General features: G+C 39.3%; 22 protein-coding genes. 18 read left to right on the top strand and 4 right to left on the bottom strand.

What is annotated here, in order from left to right:
* Positions 1 to 96 precede the first annotated feature (96 nt).
* The 8 genes from AC27FM_RS09835 (at position 97) to AC27FM_RS09800 (ending at position 8071) form a co-directional block, all read left to right on the top strand.
* Complete coding sequence (locus AC27FM_RS09835; protein ID WP_487087838.1) at positions 97 to 717, top strand: NAD(P)-dependent oxidoreductase; 621 nt, start codon at positions 97 to 99, stop codon at positions 715 to 717.
* 3 nt (positions 718 to 720) lie between these two features.
* Complete coding sequence (locus AC27FM_RS09830; RefSeq protein WP_487087837.1) at positions 721 to 1161, top strand: flavodoxin domain-containing protein; 441 nt, start codon at positions 721 to 723, stop codon at positions 1159 to 1161.
* A gap of 197 nt (positions 1162 to 1358) precedes the next feature.
* Positions 1359 to 2735: a class II fumarate hydratase gene (locus tag AC27FM_RS09825; RefSeq protein WP_487087835.1), complete on the top strand. Its 1377-nt coding sequence runs from the start codon at positions 1359 to 1361 to the stop codon at positions 2733 to 2735.
* Between the two features lie 101 nt (positions 2736 to 2836).
* A complete protein-coding gene (locus AC27FM_RS09820; protein WP_487087833.1) occupies positions 2837 to 4291 on the top strand; it encodes a flavocytochrome c in 1455 nt (484 codons plus the stop codon).
* A complete protein-coding gene (locus tag AC27FM_RS09815) occupies positions 4291 to 5712 on the top strand; it encodes an anion permease (protein WP_487087956.1) in 1422 nt (473 codons plus the stop codon). Before AC27FM_RS09820 ends, AC27FM_RS09815 begins: the two co-directional genes overlap by 1 nt.
* 23 nt (positions 5713 to 5735) lie before the next feature.
* The gene (locus tag AC27FM_RS09810) at positions 5736 to 6647 is read left to right on the top strand and encodes a LysR family transcriptional regulator (RefSeq protein WP_487087831.1); all 912 of its coding nucleotides are present in this window, start codon (positions 5736 to 5738) and stop codon (positions 6645 to 6647) included.
* Between the two features lie 62 nt (positions 6648 to 6709).
* Positions 6710 to 7216, top strand: coding sequence for a sunset domain-containing protein (locus AC27FM_RS09805; RefSeq protein WP_487087829.1), 507 nt, complete (start codon positions 6710 to 6712; stop codon positions 7214 to 7216).
* The gene (locus AC27FM_RS09800; RefSeq protein WP_487087827.1) at positions 7217 to 8071 is read left to right on the top strand and encodes a DNA/RNA non-specific endonuclease; all 855 of its coding nucleotides are present in this window, start codon (positions 7217 to 7219) and stop codon (positions 8069 to 8071) included.
* A 51-nt stretch (positions 8072 to 8122) separates the two neighbouring features.
* Here AC27FM_RS09800 and AC27FM_RS09795 read toward each other — a convergent pair whose 3' ends face one another.
* The 3 genes from AC27FM_RS09795 to ald form a co-directional block, all read right to left on the bottom strand.
* Positions 8123 to 8524 (bottom strand): hypothetical protein, encoded by a 402-nt coding sequence (locus AC27FM_RS09795; protein WP_487087825.1) that lies wholly within the window; start codon positions 8522 to 8524, stop codon positions 8123 to 8125.
* Between the two features lie 132 nt (positions 8525 to 8656).
* Positions 8657 to 10075 (bottom strand): APC family permease, encoded by a 1419-nt coding sequence (locus AC27FM_RS09790; RefSeq protein WP_487087823.1) that lies wholly within the window; start codon positions 10073 to 10075, stop codon positions 8657 to 8659.
* A 5-nt stretch (positions 10076 to 10080) separates the two neighbouring features.
* The gene (ald, locus tag AC27FM_RS09785; RefSeq protein ID WP_487087821.1) at positions 10081 to 11196 is read right to left on the bottom strand and encodes an alanine dehydrogenase; all 1116 of its coding nucleotides are present in this window, start codon (positions 11194 to 11196) and stop codon (positions 10081 to 10083) included.
* Positions 11197 to 11577: 381 nt separating this feature from the next.
* Between ald and AC27FM_RS09780 the strand changes: the two genes are divergently transcribed.
* The 5 genes from AC27FM_RS09780 to AC27FM_RS09760 are packed head-to-tail and all read left to right on the top strand — an operon-like array spanning position 11578 to position 14827.
* Positions 11578 to 12285, top strand: a complete 708-nt coding sequence (locus AC27FM_RS09780) for a GntR family transcriptional regulator (protein WP_487087819.1) — start codon at positions 11578 to 11580, stop codon at positions 12283 to 12285.
* 14 nt (positions 12286 to 12299) lie between these two features.
* Positions 12300 to 12782, top strand: a complete 483-nt coding sequence (gene agaB / locus AC27FM_RS09775; RefSeq protein ID WP_487087817.1) for a PTS galactosamine transporter subunit IIB — start codon at positions 12300 to 12302, stop codon at positions 12780 to 12782.
* Positions 12783 to 13589: a PTS galactosamine transporter subunit IIC gene (gene agaC / locus AC27FM_RS09770; RefSeq protein WP_487087816.1), complete on the top strand. Its 807-nt coding sequence runs from the start codon at positions 12783 to 12785 to the stop codon at positions 13587 to 13589.
* Positions 13579 to 14397 carry a PTS galactosamine transporter subunit IID gene (gene agaD / locus AC27FM_RS09765; protein ID WP_487087814.1) on the top strand — a complete coding sequence of 273 codons (819 nt, stop codon included), beginning with the start codon at positions 13579 to 13581 and terminating at the stop codon, positions 14395 to 14397. Before agaC ends, agaD begins: the two co-directional genes overlap by 11 nt.
* 1 nt (position 14398) lies before the next feature.
* Positions 14399 to 14827: a PTS sugar transporter subunit IIA domain-containing protein gene (locus AC27FM_RS09760; protein WP_487087812.1), complete on the top strand. Its 429-nt coding sequence runs from the start codon at positions 14399 to 14401 to the stop codon at positions 14825 to 14827.
* Positions 14828 to 14882: 55 nt separating this feature from the next.
* Here AC27FM_RS09760 and AC27FM_RS09755 read toward each other — a convergent pair whose 3' ends face one another.
* Complete coding sequence (locus AC27FM_RS09755; RefSeq protein WP_487087810.1) at positions 14883 to 15863, bottom strand: LacI family DNA-binding transcriptional regulator; 981 nt, start codon at positions 15861 to 15863, stop codon at positions 14883 to 14885.
* Between the two features lie 243 nt (positions 15864 to 16106).
* On the opposite strand from AC27FM_RS09755, the gene AC27FM_RS09750 reads away from it, so the two are divergent.
* From AC27FM_RS09750 to AC27FM_RS09730, 5 genes are all read left to right on the top strand, one after another.
* Positions 16107 to 16922 (top strand): transketolase, encoded by an 816-nt coding sequence (locus tag AC27FM_RS09750; RefSeq protein WP_487087808.1) that lies wholly within the window; start codon positions 16107 to 16109, stop codon positions 16920 to 16922.
* Between the two features lie 52 nt (positions 16923 to 16974).
* Positions 16975 to 17880: a transketolase family protein gene (locus AC27FM_RS09745; RefSeq protein ID WP_487087954.1), complete on the top strand. Its 906-nt coding sequence runs from the start codon at positions 16975 to 16977 to the stop codon at positions 17878 to 17880.
* 13 nt (positions 17881 to 17893) lie between these two features.
* Entirely contained in the window at positions 17894 to 19381 is a 1488-nt protein-coding gene (locus AC27FM_RS09740; protein ID WP_487087806.1) for an FGGY-family carbohydrate kinase, read from the top strand.
* Between the two features lies 1 nt (position 19382).
* Positions 19383 to 20645 carry a PTS galactitol transporter subunit IIC gene (locus tag AC27FM_RS09735; RefSeq protein WP_487087804.1) on the top strand — a complete coding sequence of 421 codons (1263 nt, stop codon included), beginning with the start codon at positions 19383 to 19385 and terminating at the stop codon, positions 20643 to 20645.
* 122 nt (positions 20646 to 20767) lie between these two features.
* Positions 20768 to 22072 carry an L-cysteine desulfidase family protein gene (locus AC27FM_RS09730; RefSeq protein ID WP_487087802.1) on the top strand — a complete coding sequence of 435 codons (1305 nt, stop codon included), beginning with the start codon at positions 20768 to 20770 and terminating at the stop codon, positions 22070 to 22072.
* Positions 22073 to 22129: the final 57 nt, after the last annotated feature.

Below are 22129 nucleotides of genomic sequence, written 5' to 3'. Positions count from 1 at the left end.
TAGACTTTTCTATATTAGTATTTTACTATATCAAGTCTTATTCATAGAACTTTGAGACTTCATTGTGTAAAGTAAATAATAGCGGAGGTATTAATTATGAAAATAGCAGTTATCGGTGCCAATGGTAAGGAAGGTTCTCTGATCGTCAAAGAAGCAGAGAGTCGAGGAATCGCAGTCACTTCGATCGTACGTAGTGAGAAGAAGGCTGTCACAAAGGATTTTCTAGTCAGAGATGTCTATGAGATCACTGCCGATGATCTGAAGGGATTCGACGCAGTTGTCGATGCTTTAGGCTTCTTCGGTGATTTAGTGAAGGAATACGTTCCGTCTACACAACATTTGATCGACATCTTGGACGGTTCGACGACTAGATTACTAGTCGTCGGTGGTGCAGGTTCGTTGTATATGAATCCTGAGCATACAGAGCAATTGTTCCAAGGTGCAGACTTCCCAGCTGAGGTCAAACCTCTCAGTGAGGAAATGGGTAAGGCGCTCGATCTATTGAAACAAAGCGACATCAACTGGACTTATATCAGTCCAGCGGCGGACTTCGATGAAACAGCTGAAAAGACTGGTAAGTATACCTTAGCTGGTGAGGAATTCACGACTGCGGTCGATGGTCAAAGCAAGCTCAGCTACGCTGATTATGCGCTCGCTATGGTCGATGAGATTCAAAAGGCTGAACATAAAAATGAACGAATCAGTGTAAGGTGGTAGAAGATGAAGATATTAATTACTTATATTAGTATGAGTGGTCGCAACGAGAAGATCGCCAAGCACTTGGCCGAGTATTTAGTTAGCCAAGACGCTGAGGTCGTTTTGGAGCAGATGACTGATACTGACGCATATGAGATCTCCGACTATGATGCGGTCATTGCTGAGACTTACACTTATGGTGAGGGTGAAGTTCCTGAAGAAGCACAAGACTTCTATGAGGATCTAGCTGATGTAGATTTAGAACGGACGAAGTTTGCGGTGCTCGGTTCTAGTTCCAAAAATCACTTACACTTCGGTCGTGCGGTCGATTATTTTACGATGCAATTGAATTCTGCTAACGGTGAACAAGTGGCAGATTCAGTCAAGATCAATGAAGATCCTGATGAAGACGACTTCCAACGAGTTGAACGCTTGGGTGATTATGTGATTAAAAGTATAAATTAATTTTTTTAAGCTCATTATTATTATTAATAATGAGTTTATTTTTATGCTTATGAATCCCGTCACATCAACCTCATTATAATTTTTAATGAGGCATAGCTTATTTGACTATAACTTTATTGGTCATTTATGATAAAAACATCACAAGGTAAGCGGTTGCAATTTTGCAGGCACACCACAAATAATTGGAGGTTTCACACATGACAGATTTCAGAATTGAATCAGATACACTCGGCGAAGTAAAGATCCCAGCTGACGCCTTATGGGGGGCTCAAACAGAACGCTCACGCAATAATTTCCCAACTGGCGAGAAGATGCCACTAGAAGTTATCAAGGCTTTGCTTCAAATCAAGAAAGCTGCAGCAATCTCTAATAAAGAACTAGATACGATCGATTCTAAAAAAGCTGATTTGATCGTGGAATCAATCGATAAGTTATTGGCATTAGACGACGAAGACTTGAGAAAAGACTTCCCTCTAGTGGTTTATCAAACAGGTTCAGGTACACAAACTAATATGAATGCGAACGAAGTAGTTGCACATATGGCTGCTAAATTGAATTCAGACATCGAGATCCTACCTAACGATGATGTTAATAAGGGTCAAAGTTCAAATGATATCTTCCCAACTGCCATGAGCATCGTTGCTTCAGTCGCAGTGGACAACTTGGAGGATTCATTACAACACTTGATCGACGAACTAAAGATCAAACAAGAAGAATTTTGGCGCGTAGTTAAGATCGGTCGTACTCATCTACAAGACGCAACACCATTAACATTTGGTCAAGAAGTCAGTGGTTGGGCTAGCATGCTAGAACATGACCTATCTTACTTGAAGAGCTTGAATCATACTTTAGGCGAATTCGCTATGGGTGGAACGGCTGTTGGTACAGGTTTGAACGCTGCACCGGGCTTCGCTGATATCATTGCTAAGAAGATGACTGAAGTTTACGGCGTAGAATTCACAGCTGATACTAATAAGTTCTATGGACTAGCTGCTCACTCAGGCTTGAATGTTGTTCACGGTGCTATCAAGACTTTGGCAGCTGACTTGATGAAGATTGCTAATGATGTCAGATTCTTAGCCAGTGGTCCTCGTTCAGGTTATGGCGAATTACATATCCCAGCTAATGAACCTGGTTCATCGATCATGCCTGGTAAGGTAAATCCTACACAAGCTGAGGCTGTTACTATGTCAGCCGTTCGTGTCATGGGTAATGACGTTGTTGTAGATATCGCTTCAAGTCAAGGTAACTTTGAATTGAACGTCTACAAACCAGTTTTGATCAGTGCCTTCCTCGAATCTGCTGAACTTCTTACCGGTACAATGACAGGCTTCGCTGACAAGATGATCCACGGTCTAACAGTTAACGCTGATAGAATGGAACAATTAGTCGATCAATCATTGATGACAGTTACAGGATTGTCACCACACATCGGCTATCATGAGAGTGCTACAATCGCTCAAACAGCCGAAAAAGAAGGAACAACTTTGAAAGTAGCTGCTATCAAATCCGGCTTAGTTACTGAAGAACAATTCGACGAATGGGTTGATCCATTGAAGATGACAAATATTTAAACAAGGCTTAATCGGCTCCTGAGTTTTACTGATTGCAGTAAGCGCGGGAGCTACTTTTGTAAATCAGATTATTGAAAAAGCAATAAGGGCAGGAAAGAAAAATGACAAAAAAACACAGTAAGATCAAAAAGGCTAACAAGAAAAAACAAGCCGCAAAATTCAAATTTGAACCAACTGATATCAGTCAATTGCAAGATCATTACGATTTGATCATCGTAGGATCTGGGGGGACGGGCTTAACAGCTGCTATTCAAGCACATGAACTCGGATTGTCACCAGTCATCTTAGAGAAGATGTCCAGTATTGGAGGCAATACTACTCGTGCATCTTCAGGGATGAACGCCAGCGAAACTTCAGTGCAATTAGACCACAAGATTGTTGACAGTATGGATGCATTCTATAACGATACTTTTGTCGGTGGCGGTAAGAAGAATAATCCTGAGCTATTGAAGTTCTTCACAACACACGGCGCTCTAGCAATCGATTGGTTGGCTGGTCACGGTATCGAATTGGATGATCTAACTACGACTGGTGGCATGAGCGTATTGAGGACCCACCGTCCTAGTTCAATGGCACCGATTGGTGGCTTCTTAGTGACAGAATTATTGAAGCAAGTTGCTAAAGAAAACATTCCATTGTTCACTGATGTTTTAGTCAAAGAGTTATTACAAGATGACGACACGATCAATGGCGTAGAGATCGAAGTGGCTGGTAATAAGTCAACTATCCACGGTGATGCAGTGATCCTTGCAACTGGTGGCTTTGGAGCTAATCCAAAATTACTGACGAAGTATCGTCCTGACTTAGAGGGTTACAAGACGACTAACTCACCCGGTGCAACTGGTGACGGAATCACTCTAGCAGACGCCGTAGGTGCTAAATTAGTGGACATGGACCAAGTTCAAGTTCACCCCACCGTCCAACAAGATACTGATCATCCATTCTTGATCGGTGAAGCAGTTCGTGGTGAAGGTGCCATCTTAGTGAATAAATCTGCCAAACGTTTCGTTAATGAATTGGATACACGTAAGAACGTTACAGCCGCAATCGATAATTTGAAAGAAAACGGTGCTTATTTGATCCTTGATCAAGGCATTCGTGACCGCGTCAAAGCCATTGAATTCTACGATAAGGTGGGCTTGGTCGTAACTGGCCAATCGATCGAAGAATTAGCTGAGAGTATCGGACTAGATGCTAAAACACTAGCAGATACAGTAGATACATGGAATAAAGCAGTCGACGGTCATAACGATACTGACTTCGGCAGAACAACTGGTATGGATCGTAGTATCGTGAGTGGACCATTCTTCTCGATCCACATTGCTCCAGCCGTTCACTATACGATGGGTGGCGTTGCGATCGACGCTGATACACACGTCTTGGATAAGAACGACGACGTTATCAGTGGCTTGTTCGCTGCTGGTGAAATTGCTGGTGGCCTTCATGGAAATAACCGTATCGGTGGTAATTCAATCGCCGAAACAGTTATCTTTGGTCGTCAAGCTGGACAACAAGCCTTCAAATTTATTCAAAGCTTAGGAAAAACGGGTAACTAATTATGACATTGGAGAAGCTGGATTATAAAAAATTCATCGCTCCTCTAGCAGTTGGCATTTTGTTATGGCTACTTTCTCCAATCAAACCAGCCGGTGTATCTATGGCCGCCTGGCATATGTTCGCAATCTTTGTAGCCACGATCATCGGTTGTATCACACAACCCTTGCCAATCGGTGGAGTTGCTATCATTGGCTTTACAATTGCAGTTCTGACTAAGACCGTTTCAATGGACACGGCGGTGGCAGGGTTTGGTAACGGGAGTATTTGGCTCATCGTTATGGCCTTCTTCATCTCACGTGGTTTCATCAAGACGGGATTAGGACGTCGGATTGCTCTGATATTCGTTCGCATCTTCGGGAAGAAGACGCTCGGCTTGGCTTATTCATTGATCGGAGTCGATTTGATCCTAGCACCGGCAACACCTAGTAACACTGCCCGTGCCGGTGGGATCATGTACCCGATCATCAATTCGCTAGCCAAAGCTTTCGGTTCTTCACCTGATGATGGAACAGAAAGAAAAATCGGTTCATTCTTAGTTTTCTCAGAATTCCACGGTGATATTATCACGTCAGCCATGTTCTTAACTGCCATGGCTGGTAATCCGCTAGCACAATCACTAGCTGGACAACTGGACGTTAAGATCAGTTGGATGGGATGGTTCATGGCTGGATTAGTTCCAGGTCTAATATCACTAATAGTCGTACCGTTTGTTATCTACAAAATGTTCCCACCAAAGATCAAAGAAACACCTAATGCCAAAGAATGGGCTAACAAACAATTGGCTGAAATGGGTCAATTCAGTTTGCCAGAAAAATTCATGGCTGGAATCTTTGGAATTGCCTTGATTCTCTGGGTGACAGGTAGTGTCTTGGCGATCGATGCCACATTGACAGCCTTCATCGCACTAGGCTTGTTACTCTTGACAGGCGTCTTGTCATGGAAAGATGTTCTGCACGAAACAGGTGCTTGGAACACCTTGACATGGTTCTCAGTCCTCGTAATGATGGCTTCACAACTGAATACTTTGGGCTTCATTCCTTGGTTGAGCAAGTCGATCGCCTCAAGTCTCAGTGGTATGAACTGGTTGATCGTTATGATAGTGATCTTAGCAGCCTACTTCTATAGTCACTACCTATTTGCCAGTGCAACTGCACACGTCAGTGCCATGTACAGTGCTTTCCTAGCCGTAGCTATTTCAGCCGGTGTGCCTAGTATGTTGGCAGCATTGATGTTAGGATTCTTTGGAAATCTTTTTGCTTCTACAACGCACTACAGTAACGGTCCTGCACCAATTTTGTTTGGTTCAGGTTACGTTAAACAAGGTGAGTGGTGGAGAATGAATGTAATTCTCGGTATAATTTACTTTGTAATCTGGGTTGGATTCGGTTCACTATGGATGAAACTAATCGGGATGTGGTAAAAACGCAAAGTAGGTTGAGCAATATGAATACACGGGATTTGTCGTACTTTAGAGTACTAGTCGAGAAACGCAACTATACTGAGGTGGCGGAGATATTTTCGGTGTCACAACCGACGATAACGCAAGCTATCAAACGTCTAGAAAAAGAATTCAATTCTAAATTAGTTCATGTCGATCGGGTCCATCAAAAAACAGAGATAACTCGGTCAGGCTATTTATTGTACGAAAAAACCAAAGTTATTCAAAAAAATATCGATTTAGCTCGTCAGGAAATAAAGAACGCTGACAGTGATAAGATCAAGTTTGGTCTACCACCGATCATTGGAACACTCTACTTTCCACAGGTGGCTCAAAAATTAGCACAGGAATCGCTCTTTCAAAGACTAGAGATCTCAGAGAGCGGTTCGTCAGAGCTACTGAAGGAATTAGAGAATGGGAACGTCGATGTCGCTGTCATCGCTACGATCAAGCCGATTGAGAATCCCAACTACCAAGTGGAATACTTGGGCAGTCGTCCATTCAGTGTGATCGTCAGCGCCAATAATCCCCTAGCTAAACTAAATAAACCAGTAGACTTCAGAGACTTGATGAATGAGAAGTTTATCAAGTTGACGGGTAAATATATTCATTCGCAGATGTTAGATGACTACTGTGATTACTACGAGATCAAACCAGAGATCGTCTATGACACTCCAGATATCTCGTGGTTCAAGAGCTTGATCCGCGCCAATGTTGGCGTAGGCATTTTAGTCAAGGACGAAGTCAGTCAGTATGACAAAGACTTAGTCTGTCTAGATATCGCTGATCCTCTGCCCGAGAGTTTTAACATCTCGATCGTATATCGTAAGAGTTATATCTTAAAACCAGATGAGCAAGAGCTAGTTGATATTTTGAAACAAATGGATATTCAAAACGCAAAGGGCGGCTACTATTGAGGTAGTCGCTTTTTTGGTACACTTGATATCAGTGATACAAAAATAATTATGGGGGATAAGAGATGAACTTATACAAACGCTTCAAGCGTGTCATTTGGGGATGTCTGATCTTATTATTAGCTGGTACAGCTATCTACGGTACCGTTGTAACGACTGGTCTTGGGGAAAATATCATTCAAGCCGCACAAAAAATTAAGTATATCGGTAAGGATAAGTATCAGATAGCCAAAAAAGAGCATGCGGCCCTGCTGGCTAAGAAGAAAAAATTAGTTAAACAAGAAAAGAGCACCAAGTCACAAGTAAAGACTATCAAAAAGCAACAAAAAAAAGCTCAACAACAAGCCAAACAACAAGAGCAAGTGGCTGCTTCAGAGAGTAGCGATAGTAATAGTGGTAGTAATAGAGGAGATATGAATACTGCTTCTACGGGTCAGATCGTCGGTAATAAGAATTCACATATTTATCATCTTCCCGGTCAACGTGGCTACAATATGAATTCCAACAATGCCGTTTACTTCCAAAATGAACAAGAAGCAATCAACGCTGGATACAGAAAGGCTAAGGTGTAGATGATGAAAAAAATTATTAAAGTTTTAGCCGTTATAACGGTAGCATTGTCTGCCACAGCTTGTACCAAAACAGAAAGTACTGAGGCTAAAGACACTACTAAGTCGGAAGTCGTAAAAGACTATTCGTATCAAAAGAAAGCGAAAAAACTTCAGACTAGTAATAAGAAACTAAAAAAGTCGATCGCTCAACTACAAAAGAAAATTACGAAGAATCAAGCTTATTTAAGTAAATACAATCAAACTAGTTATAGTAATAATGATTCACAGACTTCTTCGACCGAAGCCTTAGCTAATCTAGAATACACTGGTACGCAGGAAATAACCGTCAATAACAATGATCCGTATTTTTCAAAAGATGACTTAACAACGACAAAAGGTGCTTGGCAAGCTTATGGTGACTTGGACAGTCTGAACCGTGCGACTGGTGCTAATGCGATGATGAATACGTCGCTGATGCCGAGTGCCAAGCGTGAAGGATTGACTTGGAATCCAACGGGATGGCACAATAAGCGGATCCGTTCAGGTTGGCTGTATAATCGTAGTCATCTGATCGGTTATCAATTGACGGGACAGAATAATAATCCTAAGAACCTGATCACTGGCACCCGTTCTTTGAATAGTCCTGAGATGCTAGCGCACGAGATGGATATCGCTTATTATTTGAAACAAAGTAGTAAACATTATGTCAGATATCGCGTCACACCAATCTTTAGAGGTAATGAATTATTAGCGCGTGGAGTGGAGATGGAAGCACAGTCAGTCGGTGATAATTCGATTCACTTCAATGTTTATATCTTCAACGTGCAGTCAGGTGTTACTTTGAATTACGTTGATGGTACTAGTCAGGTGGGATGAAATATGAAGCAGACCTCTTTTGAGGATGCTTTTTTATTTTGCGCAAACTAATCAATAAAAATAAAGAATATCATCCACAGTATCCAGCACATGTCCTCGTCTAAGCCCCGAATCATCTGGCATAGTCTCATGTGGAGCTTGATATTTGTGGCACATGATATTGATGTAGATAACATTACGTTTCTTCCATTCACCAGGGAGGTCGAAGGCGTCTCGTATCCGATCAATGACGTAGTCGGCAATGATACACACGTGATCAGTAGAAGAATCGTCAGGGAATGAGTCATCGTTCAGTTCTAAAAATATCTTGTACTCATTGTCGTTAGTATCGTACATGAGTGCGATGATAGCTTCATCGTCAGGAATATAGTCAGCCTTTTTCAAGAAGGCAGTATTTTGATATTTGTTGAAAAGATAGAGCACTTTGACCAGGACTTCGATTTTGTTATCCATGATTTCCTCCAATAATTGCTTCGTTGAATAGATTATAATGTTATATTCTTTAGCAAGCTACTAATTGCTCCTCAAAGAGCCAAACAAAAAAAGCATTGAACGGTTAAGTCCAATGCTTATAGGTTAGTATTATTATGGTTCAATCAAGTCCTCATCATCAACATCATCTTCTTCTTTATGGGCATTTTTACCAGTGAGAGTTACGTGTTTGAGAGAGTATGTTCCGTAAACTACAGCACCGAGAAGTAACCAAGCTCCATAACTTACCCAAGCGTTGAGGGGAAGGTTAAGCATTAAGAAGATACAAACAACCATTGAGAGAATTGGAATTACTTTTCCAAATGGTACTTTGAAAGGTCTTTCGATATTAGGATATTGTTTTCTTAATAAGATGACCATCAAAGAAATTAGGAAGAATACACATAATGAACCTGCATTTGAGAAAACAGCCAGATGCTTGATATCTAATAGTCCAGCAAAGATAGCGGCTAATGTTCCGATCAACCAGAGCGCTTTATTAGGACTCCCAGTTTTTTCGTTAAGTATCGAAAGTTTCGTTGGAAGGAATCCTCCACGACTCATCGACATTGTAATGTTAGAAGAAGCGTAAATAAAGGCTAATACTACTGCGATAATTCCTAGGATAGCACCTGCAGAAATTACTTGTGCAGCAACGTGGTGACCTTGAGAAATAACAACGTATGACATTGCTTCTGGTACGTTTAGTTCTTTATAATTAACAACACCAGTCATAACTAAACTAACAATGACATAGAGAACCGTAGCAACGATTAGGGAAATCAAGATTGCACGAGGTAATGTTTTCTGAACGTCTTTTACTTCCTCAGCAGATGTGGCTAAGGCATCAAAACCTAAGAAAGCAAAGAAAACAGTTGAAGCTCCGGCGAAGACCCCCGTAGTTCCATATGGTAAGAAGGGCTGCCAGTTACTTGGTTTGATATCAGCAAAACTAACAACGATAAATAGTAAGATGATAGCTAACTTGATGATAACTAAAATATTATTCAACCATTTACTTTCGCTAGTTCCACGTGTGAGTACAAAGGTTACTAAGAAAATCATGATAACCGCCGGCAAGTTTATCAGACCGCCGTTAGAAGGTGAATTCAATAAGTTATTGGAAATAGTGATATCGAATTCGTTTAAGAAAGAACTGACATAACCCGTCCAACCGTTGGCAACAGTTGCTGTGGTAGTTATGTATACTCCTAACAGAGTCCATCCGGCAAAGAAGGCAACGGTTTGCCCGATAGAAACCCAAGCATAAACATAGGCACTTCCTGAATTAGGAATGCTTGTGGTCAACTCCGCATAACATAAACCGATCAAACCGCTAGCTAGTGCGGCTATAAGAAAAGAGAAAATAACACCTGGTCCAGCGTCAGTAGCGGCAACGATACCAGTTAATACAAGGATACCAGTTCCGATGATCGCTCCAATACCGAGAATCGACAGATCAAATAGACCTAGTGTCTTCTTTCTTTCCACACGATCATGTAAGAGGGCGTGGACATCTATTTTCTCATTCATGAGTTCTAGTGAACAGGATCTAAGGCTTCAAATTTTTTGTAAGGAATGTTTAGACTTTCAGCCACAGCATTTTCTGTTAGTTCACCTTTGTATGTATTGATTCCAGTAAAGATAGTATTATTTTGAGCTGCTTTAGCCAATCCAAGATTTGCAATCTTAACTGCATATGAGATAGTAGCACTTGATAGAGCTTCAGTTGCTGTCTTAGGAACAGCACCAGGGATGTTAGCAACTGTATAATGAACAACTCCATGTGAAAGATAGATTGGGTCGTCATGAGTTGTAGCACGTTCACTAGTTTCGAAGATTCCACCTTGGTCGATAGGAATATCAACGACTACTGAACCTGGTTCCATGCTCTTGATCATTTCTTCTGTAACTAGTTTAGGCGCAGCTGCTCCAGGGATCAATACAGCACCAACAACTAAGTCTGATTTTTCAACACATTTGGCAATGTTGTGAGGTGTTGACATCAATGTTTGAATCTTACCATCAAAGATGTTTTCTAATTCTGCTAATCTAGCAGTATTGATGTCGAGGATAGTAACATTTGCGCCCATTCCAACGGCGATCTTGGCAGCGTTGAATCCAACTGTACCTGCACCGATAATTGTTACTTCACCACGTCTAACTCCTGGTACACCACCGAGTAAGAGACCTTTACCTTGAGCAGGTTCTTCTAAGAAGTGTGAGCCAACTTGAACTGACATACGTCCAGCAATTTCACTCATAGGTACCAATAGTGGCAATCCACCGTTTGGTCCTACCATTGTTTCATAAGCAACACCTGTTACTTTCTTTTCGAGCAATGCTTCAGTTAATTCTTTGTTTGCTGCTAAATGTAGATATGTATAGACAATTAGATCTTCACGGAAATACTTGTATTCTGACTTCAATGGTTCCTTAACTTTGATAACCATGTCGCAAGCCCAAGCATCTTCGGCAGTTTTGATTTCTGCACCCATGTCTAGATATTGTTGGTCAGGATAACCTGATCCAACACCTGCACCGGTTTCCACAATAACTTGGTGGCCGGATCTAATCAAATCTGATACTGCAGCGGGTGTTGCTCCCACACGTTCTTCTTGGTTCTTTATTTCTTTAGGTATACCAATTTTCATGATGAGTCCTCCTTGAATTTGTGTAAACAATTTCTAAATACAAGTGCAGTATAGCAGGAGTAAAGCGCTTTCACAACCGAAATGGTAAGTGATTATTTCACAAATGAAGCTAGAACCATATATACCAATAGTTAATCTATTAAAAAAAAATTATAACTCATTAAATATATTAATAACTAGCAATTATTTACTTATAAACTAGAATATTCAGCAATATGTTACGTGTGAACTAAATCTTTGATAAAAAGTGCACAAGTGCCATATTAGAAAATGATTAGAAAAAAATAACAACACATTTCATGGAAGCGTTGACATCATGATGTCATGGTGCTTTAATAAGGTCGTGGTTGTTATAATAATATAACAAGTTGAGGAATTCCTATGGGTCATACAATGCCACTGTATCAAAGTATGTTGAACAAGTTGATTCGGCAAATTGAATCGGGACAGCTACCCGAGAATAGCAAATTGCCGTCGGAACAACGACTGGGAGAGTTGTATAACGTATCGAGAATCACTGTCAGACGTGCTTTGACAGAGTTAGAAAATAAGAAATACATTTACAAGAAACAAGGTCAAGGGTCTTTCGTAATGTCGAAAGACGAATCTGATTTGGAAATAAGCTATCTGAACGTTCCTAAGATGATCGAGAAGATGGGCGCTATACCAACGATAGAGTTGGAAAACTTCGCCGTAAACGTTGATGGTACTGAGAAACGTTCCAGGACAGAGTTAGGCTTGAGTGAAGATGATTATCTCTATTCACTCCAATACTTATACTTAGCGGATGACGTGCCGGTTTTTAATCAAAAGGTCTTTTTGCCGTTTGATAGCTTCCCAATGATTCACAAAAATGAAATATTGAGCAAGGATCTGATTCCCTTTTTGGCGAAGCGATATGACATGCGAGCTGAGTTTTCTTCGAAGACTGAAGCCAGCTTGGCTACTAGTAAAAATCGTAAGATCTTTGATTTAAACGTTGGAGATCCAATGGTTAACGTCACTACCAAGGGTATCGAGGATGGGAAATTCATTTATTACAGTCAATCGATTGTTGTTAGGGATTTGATCATGTTTTTAATTAAGTGAAAGAAGGAATTGTTATGGGTGAGCCTAATATTGTATTAACTAGAATTGATAACAGATTAGTCCATGGACAAGTGGGTGTCGTATGGACTTCATCTGTTGGTGCTAATTTACTGTTAGTTGCGAACGACGATACAGCTAACGATCCACTACAACAAGAACTTATGGCAGCTACGGCTGACAGTTCAGGTGTTGGAATCCGTTTCTGGACAATCGAAAAGACTATTAATAATATTCATCGTGCCAGTGCCAGACAAAAGATTTTTATCGTTGTTCGTACACCAGAGGATGCACGTAAATTAGTTGAGGGTGGAGTTCCGATCAAGAATATTGATATTGGTAATATGCACTTCTCAGATGGTAAAAAACAAGTTACTAAGTATACGTACATGGATGACAAAGACAAAGAGGACTTAAAGGCATGTGCTGACAAAGGTGCCAACGTATACGTTCAAGAAGTACCAGAGGACAAAAAACAACCATTGGAAGAAGTGATCTAGATGCAAGTTACAATGATGCAAGGACTGTTGATCGGTCTGTTCGCTATTATTTCTGGTATTGACTTTTGGTGGGAAGGTTTTTATATCTTCAGACCAATGATAGTTTGTACCATTACAGGACTTATTTTAGGAAACATTACTTTGGGTATCGTTGCAGCCGGACTAACTGAACTAGCCTTTGCTGGTTTAACTCCGGTTGGTGGAACCCAGCCGCCTAACCCAATCATGGCTGGTATCATGACCGTTGTGTTAGCTTATACAACTGGTAAGAGCCCGGCTACGGCTATTGGATTAGCCTTACCATTTAGTATCTTGATGCAATATATTATCTTATTCTACTATTCAGCGTTCTCAGTTTTGACAAAGAAGCTTGATACATATGCTGAAAAGGGCGAAACAAAGAAATTCACTAATCTAGCGTTATTGCCAACATGGATCGTTGGTTTGACATACGGTATCATTGCTTTCTTGTGTGTCTATGGTGCACAAGGTCCAATGAAATCATTAGTTAATGCCATGCCAGTATGGTTGAGTCATGGATTTGAGATCGCTGGTAGTATCTTACCTGCCGTTGGTTTTGGTTTGTTACTAAAGAGTATGTTAAAAGCACGTTACGTTCCATATTTATTGATCGGATTCACAGCCGCTTGCTTCATTAAGTTTGGAAACTTGATGCCTGTTGCCGTTATCGGTGTTGCGCTAGCTTTGATCGAATACAATAGAAGCAAACGTGATGCAGAAAACGATAAGAAGTTGAAAGTAGCTATGGAAAATTCAAATGGAGGAGACGACGAAGATGGAATCTAAAAAATCAGAAACTCCAACAAGAGGAAAACTAACTAAGCATGACGTCAGCATGCTAGGTATTAGATCGATTTACAACCAGTCAGCTATGAACTACGAAAGAATGCAGGCTGATGGTTGGACTTTAGCCATGATACCTTCATTGAAGAAGATTTATGGAGAAGACAAGAAGGGCTTGGCAGAAGCCATGAAGTCTAACTTGCAATTCATCAATACTAACAACTATGCAGCCCCATTATTGATGGGATTGGAAGCATCGTTGGAAGAAAACGGTGAGAAACGTTCAACTATTGATGGTTTGAGAATCGCTTTGTTCGGTCCTTTAGCTGGGATTGGTGATGCCATCACTTGGTTCACAATTCTACCTATTGTTGCTGGTATCACAGCATCATTTGCTAAACAAGGAAGTATCTTAGGACCACTGATCTTCTTCATCGTTTATGTAGCAATGTTCTTTGCTCGTATTCCGATCGCTCGTTTAGGATATACCACCGGTACTAAGGCCATTTCGAAGATCCGTGAGAATTCAGCAATCGTTTCACATGCAGCTAGTGTCCTAGGTTGTACAGTTATCGGTGGTTTGATCGCAACATATGTTCAGATCACGGTTAAGACTAAGATACCAGTTACAGCTGGTCATACGATCGCGCTCCAAACAGAATTCTTTGACCGTATTTTCCCTAATATTCTTCCATTAGGTTATACATTCTTATTGTATTGGTTACTCAAGAAGAAGAACGTTAGTCCAGTAGTCTTGATTCTAGTTACTTTTATTTTGGCTATTGCTCTATCATGGTTAGGAGTCTTGTAAAATGAAAATTGTTGTTACGGGACACGGAAATTTTGCTTCAGGAATTTATTCAACGGTCAAACTTCTAGCGGGCCAATTACCTGGAGTTAGTTTTATTGATTTCACTGGAGATATGAATGAAACAAACCTTTCCGCAAAATTTACTGAAGAGATCCAAGATGACGATGCAGTAGTCTTCTTCTGTGATCTGCTCGGTGGCACCCCCTTTAAAGAAGCCGTCAAGTTAAGTATGAGTAGCGATAAGGATATTCAAGTTACATGCGGTTGTAATGTAGGGTCATTGATGGAGATAGGTCTACAATTATCTTCCTTTGATGGCAATGCATCAGAGCTAGCAGAGAAACTCGTCGAGACTAGTAAGTCTCAAACTCAATTATTCGTGCATAAAGAAAATAAATTTGAAGCGGACGCCGAAGACGACGGAATCTAATTCAATTAAAACTAAAAAAGCGTTATATCAGTTTTCGAACTGGTATAACGCTTTTTTAGTTCTTAAAGGATTCGCCATAAATTATTTTGGTTGGTAATAATATTCTCATAGGAGAGAAATCTGATGAGAACATGGATGATAGCAATGAATCTATCTGCTGACTGAAGAAGTCTAAGGAAATTCCGGTTCTAGTTAAACTAGGTATTATATTGTGATTATCCGTAAAGTTTTCCAAGGCAATGACTGAAATATCATTTGGTACAGATAACTTCATTTGTCTAGCTGTACGGATAACATTTATTGCTTGAATATCAGTATCACACAAAAAACAGGAGGGTAAACTATTGTTAGAAATCAGTTGGCTGAATTCCTTTGTGTAATCTTCGGTAGTTGTTGGTGATTTATATAATGTATTAAATTTTATACTATCTTTATTTTTAGAAATATAATCATTTACACCCTGATTAAGTTGATTTGTTGCTAATGCAAAGTTATTGGAGGCGATTAGACCGATTTTTTTATGGTTTCTTGTAGCAAATTCTGCTGATGAAAACCCACTGTAATAAAAATCAATGGATATGGAAGTTATTCCAGTGCTTCGATCTGGATAATTTACTAGTAGAACAGGCAATTCATAATTATCTAAATAATTTAATGAATCAGATGGAATATTACTAGAAATAATAATTATTCCATCATTTTTTTTCGATATTTTTTCGGATTCTAAACTATTTATGATGTCATCTTGTTCAATGAATTGCATTGTAAATATCAATTTTGATTTTTTGCCCAATACACTAAGTGAATTAAATAAGCTGTAATAAACATTTTGATTGGTGAGTTCGTCTTGAGTGATGATAACGTTTATTTTCCTCAAATTTATTTTGGAGTTACGTGGTGGGTTATATCCATTATCTTTAACTATATTTAAAATATTTTTCCGTGTTTTGTCACTTATTCCGGGACGATCATTAAGAGCCAAAGAAACTGCCGATATGGAAACGTTGGCAAGCTTGGCTATATCTTCTAATTTCATTATTTATATTCCTCGCTTAAATATAATAACAATTCTATTCAATAAAGTGTAACTAAAAAATAAATTCAATTTTAGTTAGTTAAATAGATTGGATGATTACACATATGTTTCAATTGTTATTATTATAACGTAAATCACTGAAAAATAAATAACTTTGAATTTATTAACTAAAAAAGAACTAAAAGTCTATTGATTTTTTTAGTTATGATGTTAAACTTATCACAAAGAAAGGAGAATTTAAAAATGAGTATTGAAGAGTTGCAGAAGAAAGCCGCAGAGATTAGGGAGAACGTATTGACGCTTATTTATAATTCAGGGACAGGACACACTGGATCTGATTTATCGTGTACGGATATTTTAGTTGCGTTATATTATCAAATCATGAATGAAGATTCATCTAAACCAGATTGGATTGATCGTGATCGTTATATTCAAAGTAAGGGTCATGCCGTTGAAAATTTATGGTGTATTTTGTCAGATAAAGGGTATTTTCCCAAAAATGAACTAGATACTTATTCCACACTAAATTCTCCATTAATTGGACATCCGAATAATAAGGTACCCGGAATTGAAATGAATACAGGTTCTTTGGGTCACGGGTTAGCGTTGGGAGTCGGAATGGCACTGTCGGCAAAAAAAAGTGCTCAAAATCATCATATATACGTTTTGATGGGTGACGGTGAACAAGCAGAGGGTTCAGTATGGGAAGCTGCTATGGCGGCCAGTAACTTCAAACTGGATAATTTGACAGCAATTATTGATAATAATGGTCTACAAATTACAGGATCTACAGATGATGTAATGAAATCATCTCCCTTAAAAGATAAATATGAAGCATTTGGATGGAATGTTATGGAAATAGACGGAAACAATATGAGTGATATTGTGAATTCACTCGAAATCGAACCTCAAAAAAATCGTCCAACTATGATAATTGCTCACACGGTTAAGGGAAGAGGTCTAAAACCTGCTGAAAATAGAGCCGAATGGCATCATAAGGTTCCAACTAAAGAACAGTTTGAACAGGCGGTTGAAGAGCTTGAAAAAATAAAAAAGTAGGGAGGAAAATATTTTGGAAACAAAGATTACAGGTCGTAAAGCAGGAGAAGTAATGTGCAATGAGCTTATTAAAGCAGGTAAAAATAATTCAGATTTGTATGTACTGACAAGCGATTCACGTGGTTCAGGTTCTTTGAATCCCTTTGCTGAAGAGTTACCGAATCAAATAATTGAAATTGGGATAGCAGAACAAGACTTGGTAACAATAAGTGCGGGAATGGCACATGAAGGAAAACGTACATTTGCGGTATCCCCAGCTGCTTTCTTGACCATGCGTAGTATTGAACAAGTGAAAGTGGACGTAGCGTATTCAAATTCAAACGTTAAATTAGTTGGTATTAGTGGAGGAAACAGTTATAGCGATTTGGGAGCAACTCATCACTCTTTACAAGATTTAGCAATAACAAGAGCTTTGCCCAATCTAGAAGTATATATGCCATCAGATCAATATCAAACTGAAGCATTGTTTGATTATTTATCACATTCAGAGAAACCAGCATATATTCGAATTGGTAAAAAGGTTTTATCAGATATATATAATTCTGTTGATGAAGCATTTACTTATGGTAAGGGCAATGTTTTAAGGGAGGGTAGTCAAGTAGCCATTATTGGTTCTGGCGAGACTGCTCAAGTAGCATTGGATGCAGCGGATAACTTAAAAAATTATGGAATTGATGCAACAGTAGTAGATATGCCATCTATTAAGCCGTTAGATAAAGAACTTATCACTCAACTTTCAAGTACACATGATTTACTTGTGAGTATCGAAGAACATAGCGTATATGGTGGTCTAGGATCGGCGATAGCCGAAGAGATGTCATCTAATAAGAAGACGAAATTGAAGATAGTTGGTTTTCCAGATGAATTTGTAATTGGTGGAAAGCAAAGTGATGTATTTGATTATTATGGAATCGATGGTCTGGATGTAGCTAAAACAATTAATTCTATATTGAACTAGAAGGGATAAGAAAATGGGAAAATATATTATTGGCATTGATCAAAGTACTCAAGGAACAAAAGCTTTGTTATTTGATGAACTGGGTAATATTGTTTTGAAAAAAACTAAATCTCATGCACAGTTAATAAATGATGAGGGATGGGTTAGCCATGATCTTGAAGAGATTTATAGTAATATTATTATTCTGATAAAAGAATTGGTATCTAAATCTCATGTTGAACAATCTGATATTGTTGGTGTAGGAATCTCTGATCAACGTGAAACGGCTGCTGCCTGGAACAAAGATACTTGTGAGTCACTCACTAAGGCAATTGTCTGGCAAGATTCACGTGCTACAGATGTAGTAGATAAAATTAGTTCTGAGGGTTACGAAAAAGTAGTTAAGTCTAAGACAGGAATGCAATTATCCCCTTACTTTTCAGCGGCCAAGTTTTCGTGGATGATCCATAATATTCCAGAAGTAGATGAAGCCGCCAAAGAGGATGTATTGTGCTTAGGAACTATAGATTCTTGGTTGTTGTATAGATTAACCAAAGGAAAGAGTTTTAAAACAGAGCCTTCTAATGCCTCGCGTACTCAATTATTAAATATTAATGATGTCTCTTGGGATAAGGAACTTTGTGATATTTTTAACATACCAATGAAAGCGCTTCCTGAGATTCAATCATCAAATTCCTTATTTGGATATACTGATTTTGATGGTGTTTTAGATAATCCGGTACCTATCCACTGTATGTTAGGGGATTCTCAAGCCGCATTATATGGACAAGGGTGTTGGAATAAGGGTGATGTAAAGGCAACTATTGGTACTGGCTCATCAGTAATGATGAATATTGGAGATAAACCGGTAGCTTCTAATAATATTGTTACTTCTATCGGTTGGAAACTAGGAGATAAACTAAATTATGTTGCTGAGGGTAATATTAACTACGCAGGTGCGGTAATTAAGTGGCTTGTCGAAGACGTCAAATTACTTGATAACGCCAAGGAAGCAGAGAAGTATGCATTGCAAGCTATACCTAATGACAGAACCTATCTTGTACCAGCATTTTCAGGATTAGGTGCACCATATTGGGATTCTAAAGCTACCGCAACATTGACAGGTATGACACGTACCACTGGTAAATCTGAAATTATTAAGGCGTCTTTAAACTCCATTGCATATCAAATACAAGATATTCTTTCACTTATTAATAAAGAAATGAATAAAAAAACTTCAGTACTAAAAGTTGATGGTGGTGTTACGGCTAATAATTATTTAATGCAATTTCAAAGTAATATAACTAATGTTGATGTTTGTGTTCCAGATATGGAGGAATTTAGTGCTTTTGGTGTGGCCTACTGTGCAGGTAAAGCTTTAGGAGTGTATAACGAAATTCATTTAGAAGAGATTATTAATTATCGTAACTATAATAATGAAATCAATGAAAAAGAACGTAATAACTTACTAGATGGTTGGAATAAAGCGGTAAGAAAAGTATGTCAAACGGAGGATAAGTGAGATGGAATTTTTTAATACGATTATTTCACTGGGTGCCGCCGTATTAATGCCGATAATCTTTTTCATTGTTGGATTGATTTTTAGGGTAAAAATAGGCAAAGCTTTTAAAGCCGCTCTTTTAGTCGGAGTTGGTTTCACAGGCTTAAATATCGTTATCAATCTGTTACTAGATAGCTTGGGTCCCGCAACACATGCAATGGTTAAAAGATTTGGGGTACATTTAACTATACTTGATACCGGATGGGCTAACTCATCTACAATCGGATGGGGTTCTGTACTTATGCCGGTTGCAGTATTCTCCTTCTTAATAATTAATCTATTGTTATTTGCAGTTAAATTTACTAAGACTATCGATATTGATATTTTTAATTATTGGATTTTCTTAGTGTGCGGCGCTGTAGTACTTGCAATCACTCATAATTTCATCCTTTCAGTTATCATCATGATTGCATTATTCGTATTACTGCTAAAAGTTGCTGATTGGACGGCTCCTCGAATACAAAAGGAATTTAACCTAAAAGGTGTTTCGTTCCCACATATGAATACTGCACCATGGACACCTTTTGGAATTTTCACTAATTGGCTAATTGATAAAATTCCAGGATTAAATAAAATTGAGTTAAGTCCAGAGAAAATCAATAAGAGATTCGGTGTTTTGGGAGATCCGTTAGTAATTGGATTTATTTTAGGTATTTTAATTGGTGTTCTAGCAGGATTTTCAGTACCAAATATTTTATCCCTATCGATCAAAGTTTCTGCAGCCATGTTATTACTTCCTAGAATGGTAGATATCTTAATGGAGGGATTAACTATAATTCGTGAAGCTGTAGAAAATAAACTTAAAAAGAGATATCCAGATAGAGAGATATATATTGGTATGGATGTCGCTCTGATGGCTGGAGATCCGGCAGTAATGGCAACAGGATTATTATTAATTCCGATTACTTTATTACTGGCTATTGTTTTACCAGGTAATAAAGTATTACCACTAGTAGACTTACCATCGTTGATTTTTATTTTGCCAATGATGGGTGCTTACTGTAAAAAGGATATGTTTAGAATGCTTATTTCAGGAACCTTAATGGTAATTTGCATTTTATATATTGGCACGGATATTGCTATTCCATATACTGAAGCAGCACATATGTCGAACGCCACTATCCCTAATGGTGTTAAGACAATGATCAGTCTAAATAGTGGTGCAACCACTCCTCTGGGATGGATTGCAATCAAGATTGGCCAAATATTTGGAAGTATCATGTAAATAATAATATTGTTTTAATAAAAAAGCGTTATATCAGTTTTCGAACTGGTATAACGCTTTTTTGGGCCAAATATGTTATATTCTTAACAAAGTGTAGAAAATTATTCAGGAAGGGAGCCGTCATGATTCAACAAGCTGGTACAGGTAAAGGTAGTTATGCCGATATGTTTCTGAAATGCCTAAAGGAGGGAGTAGTTCCTGCAACTGGTTGTACTGAACCGGTGGCTGTGGCTTTGGCGGCGGCCAATTGTGTGTCACATCTGGACGATAGTGATATTAAAAAAATCGATGTCAGTGTATCGCACAATATTATGAAAAATGCTATGGCAGTCATAGTCCCTGGTACTGGTAAACCGGGCTTGTTGGTCGCGGCAGCGGCAGGAGTGATCGTCGGTGACCCTAAGGCTGGACTGAGTGTCATCTCAAAGTTACCACAGTCAGCGGTTCCTGACATCATCTCACTGGCAGAGTCGGGTAAGATCACTGCTAGTGTAGCTGACGTCGAAGACGATTTGTATGTCGAAGTCACTGTAGCGACCGAGACAGATACAGTTCAGGTTTGTATCGCCGGCAGTCATACGAACATCTTCCTGATCAAAAAGAACGAGCAAGTCATTTACTCTAAAGAACGTCCAGCTCCACATGCGGTCTCTGAGACTAAAAAATTTTTGCAAGGTGTCAAACTCAAAGATATTTGGGACTTTGCGATGACAGAACCACTCTCCAATATCGTCTTCATTCGTAAAGCAGCCAATTTTAATATGGCCCTAGCTGATGATGGACTAAAAAATGACTATGGTGCCAAAGTCGGCAAGTCACTCAGCTCATCTAAACTCCAAAGCGATAGTGTAGCTGATCAGATGGTGCGGTATACAGCTGCCGCCGCTGATGCCAGAATGGGTGGTTCGCAATTACCGGCGATGTCTAATTCTGGTTCAGGTAATCAAGGTATCACGGCTACAGTTCCTGTCTGTGTTGTAGCAAAACATGAGAAGGCTAGTGAAGAACAATTGATCAGAGCTTTGACCTTATCGCATCTCACAGCACTGTACGTTCATGCGTTCCTTCCAGTCTTGTCAGCGTTTTGTGCGACAGATTCAGCCGCAATGGGTTCTGCAGCAGGGTCGATCTACTTACTGACTAACGACTATCACAAGGCAGGCGCCGCGATCAAGAATATGATCGGTGATGCAGCAAGGATGGTCTGCGACGGGGCTGGTTGTTCCTGTCCGATGAAAGTCGCTACCGCCGTCTCGTCTCTAAGTCGTGCAGTGGACTTGGCGATCCAGGGCGTGGAAGTTCCAGCTACTAACGGAATTGTTCAAGCCAGTGTCGATGACACGATCCGTGGATTGGGTAAGTTGGTCACGGATGGTTTTGGACAGACTGATGATTCGATTCTGGATGTCATGATGCATAAACAATAAAAAAATAGCCGAGACCAAGTATTGTCCCAGCTAAGTGTACTTATAACTCAAGATGAT

This window comes from Companilactobacillus sp. y65-5 (assembly GCF_057541095.1).
The sequence above is the reverse complement of the archived record's forward strand: the minus strand, read 5'-3'. Positions and strand labels throughout refer to the sequence as shown.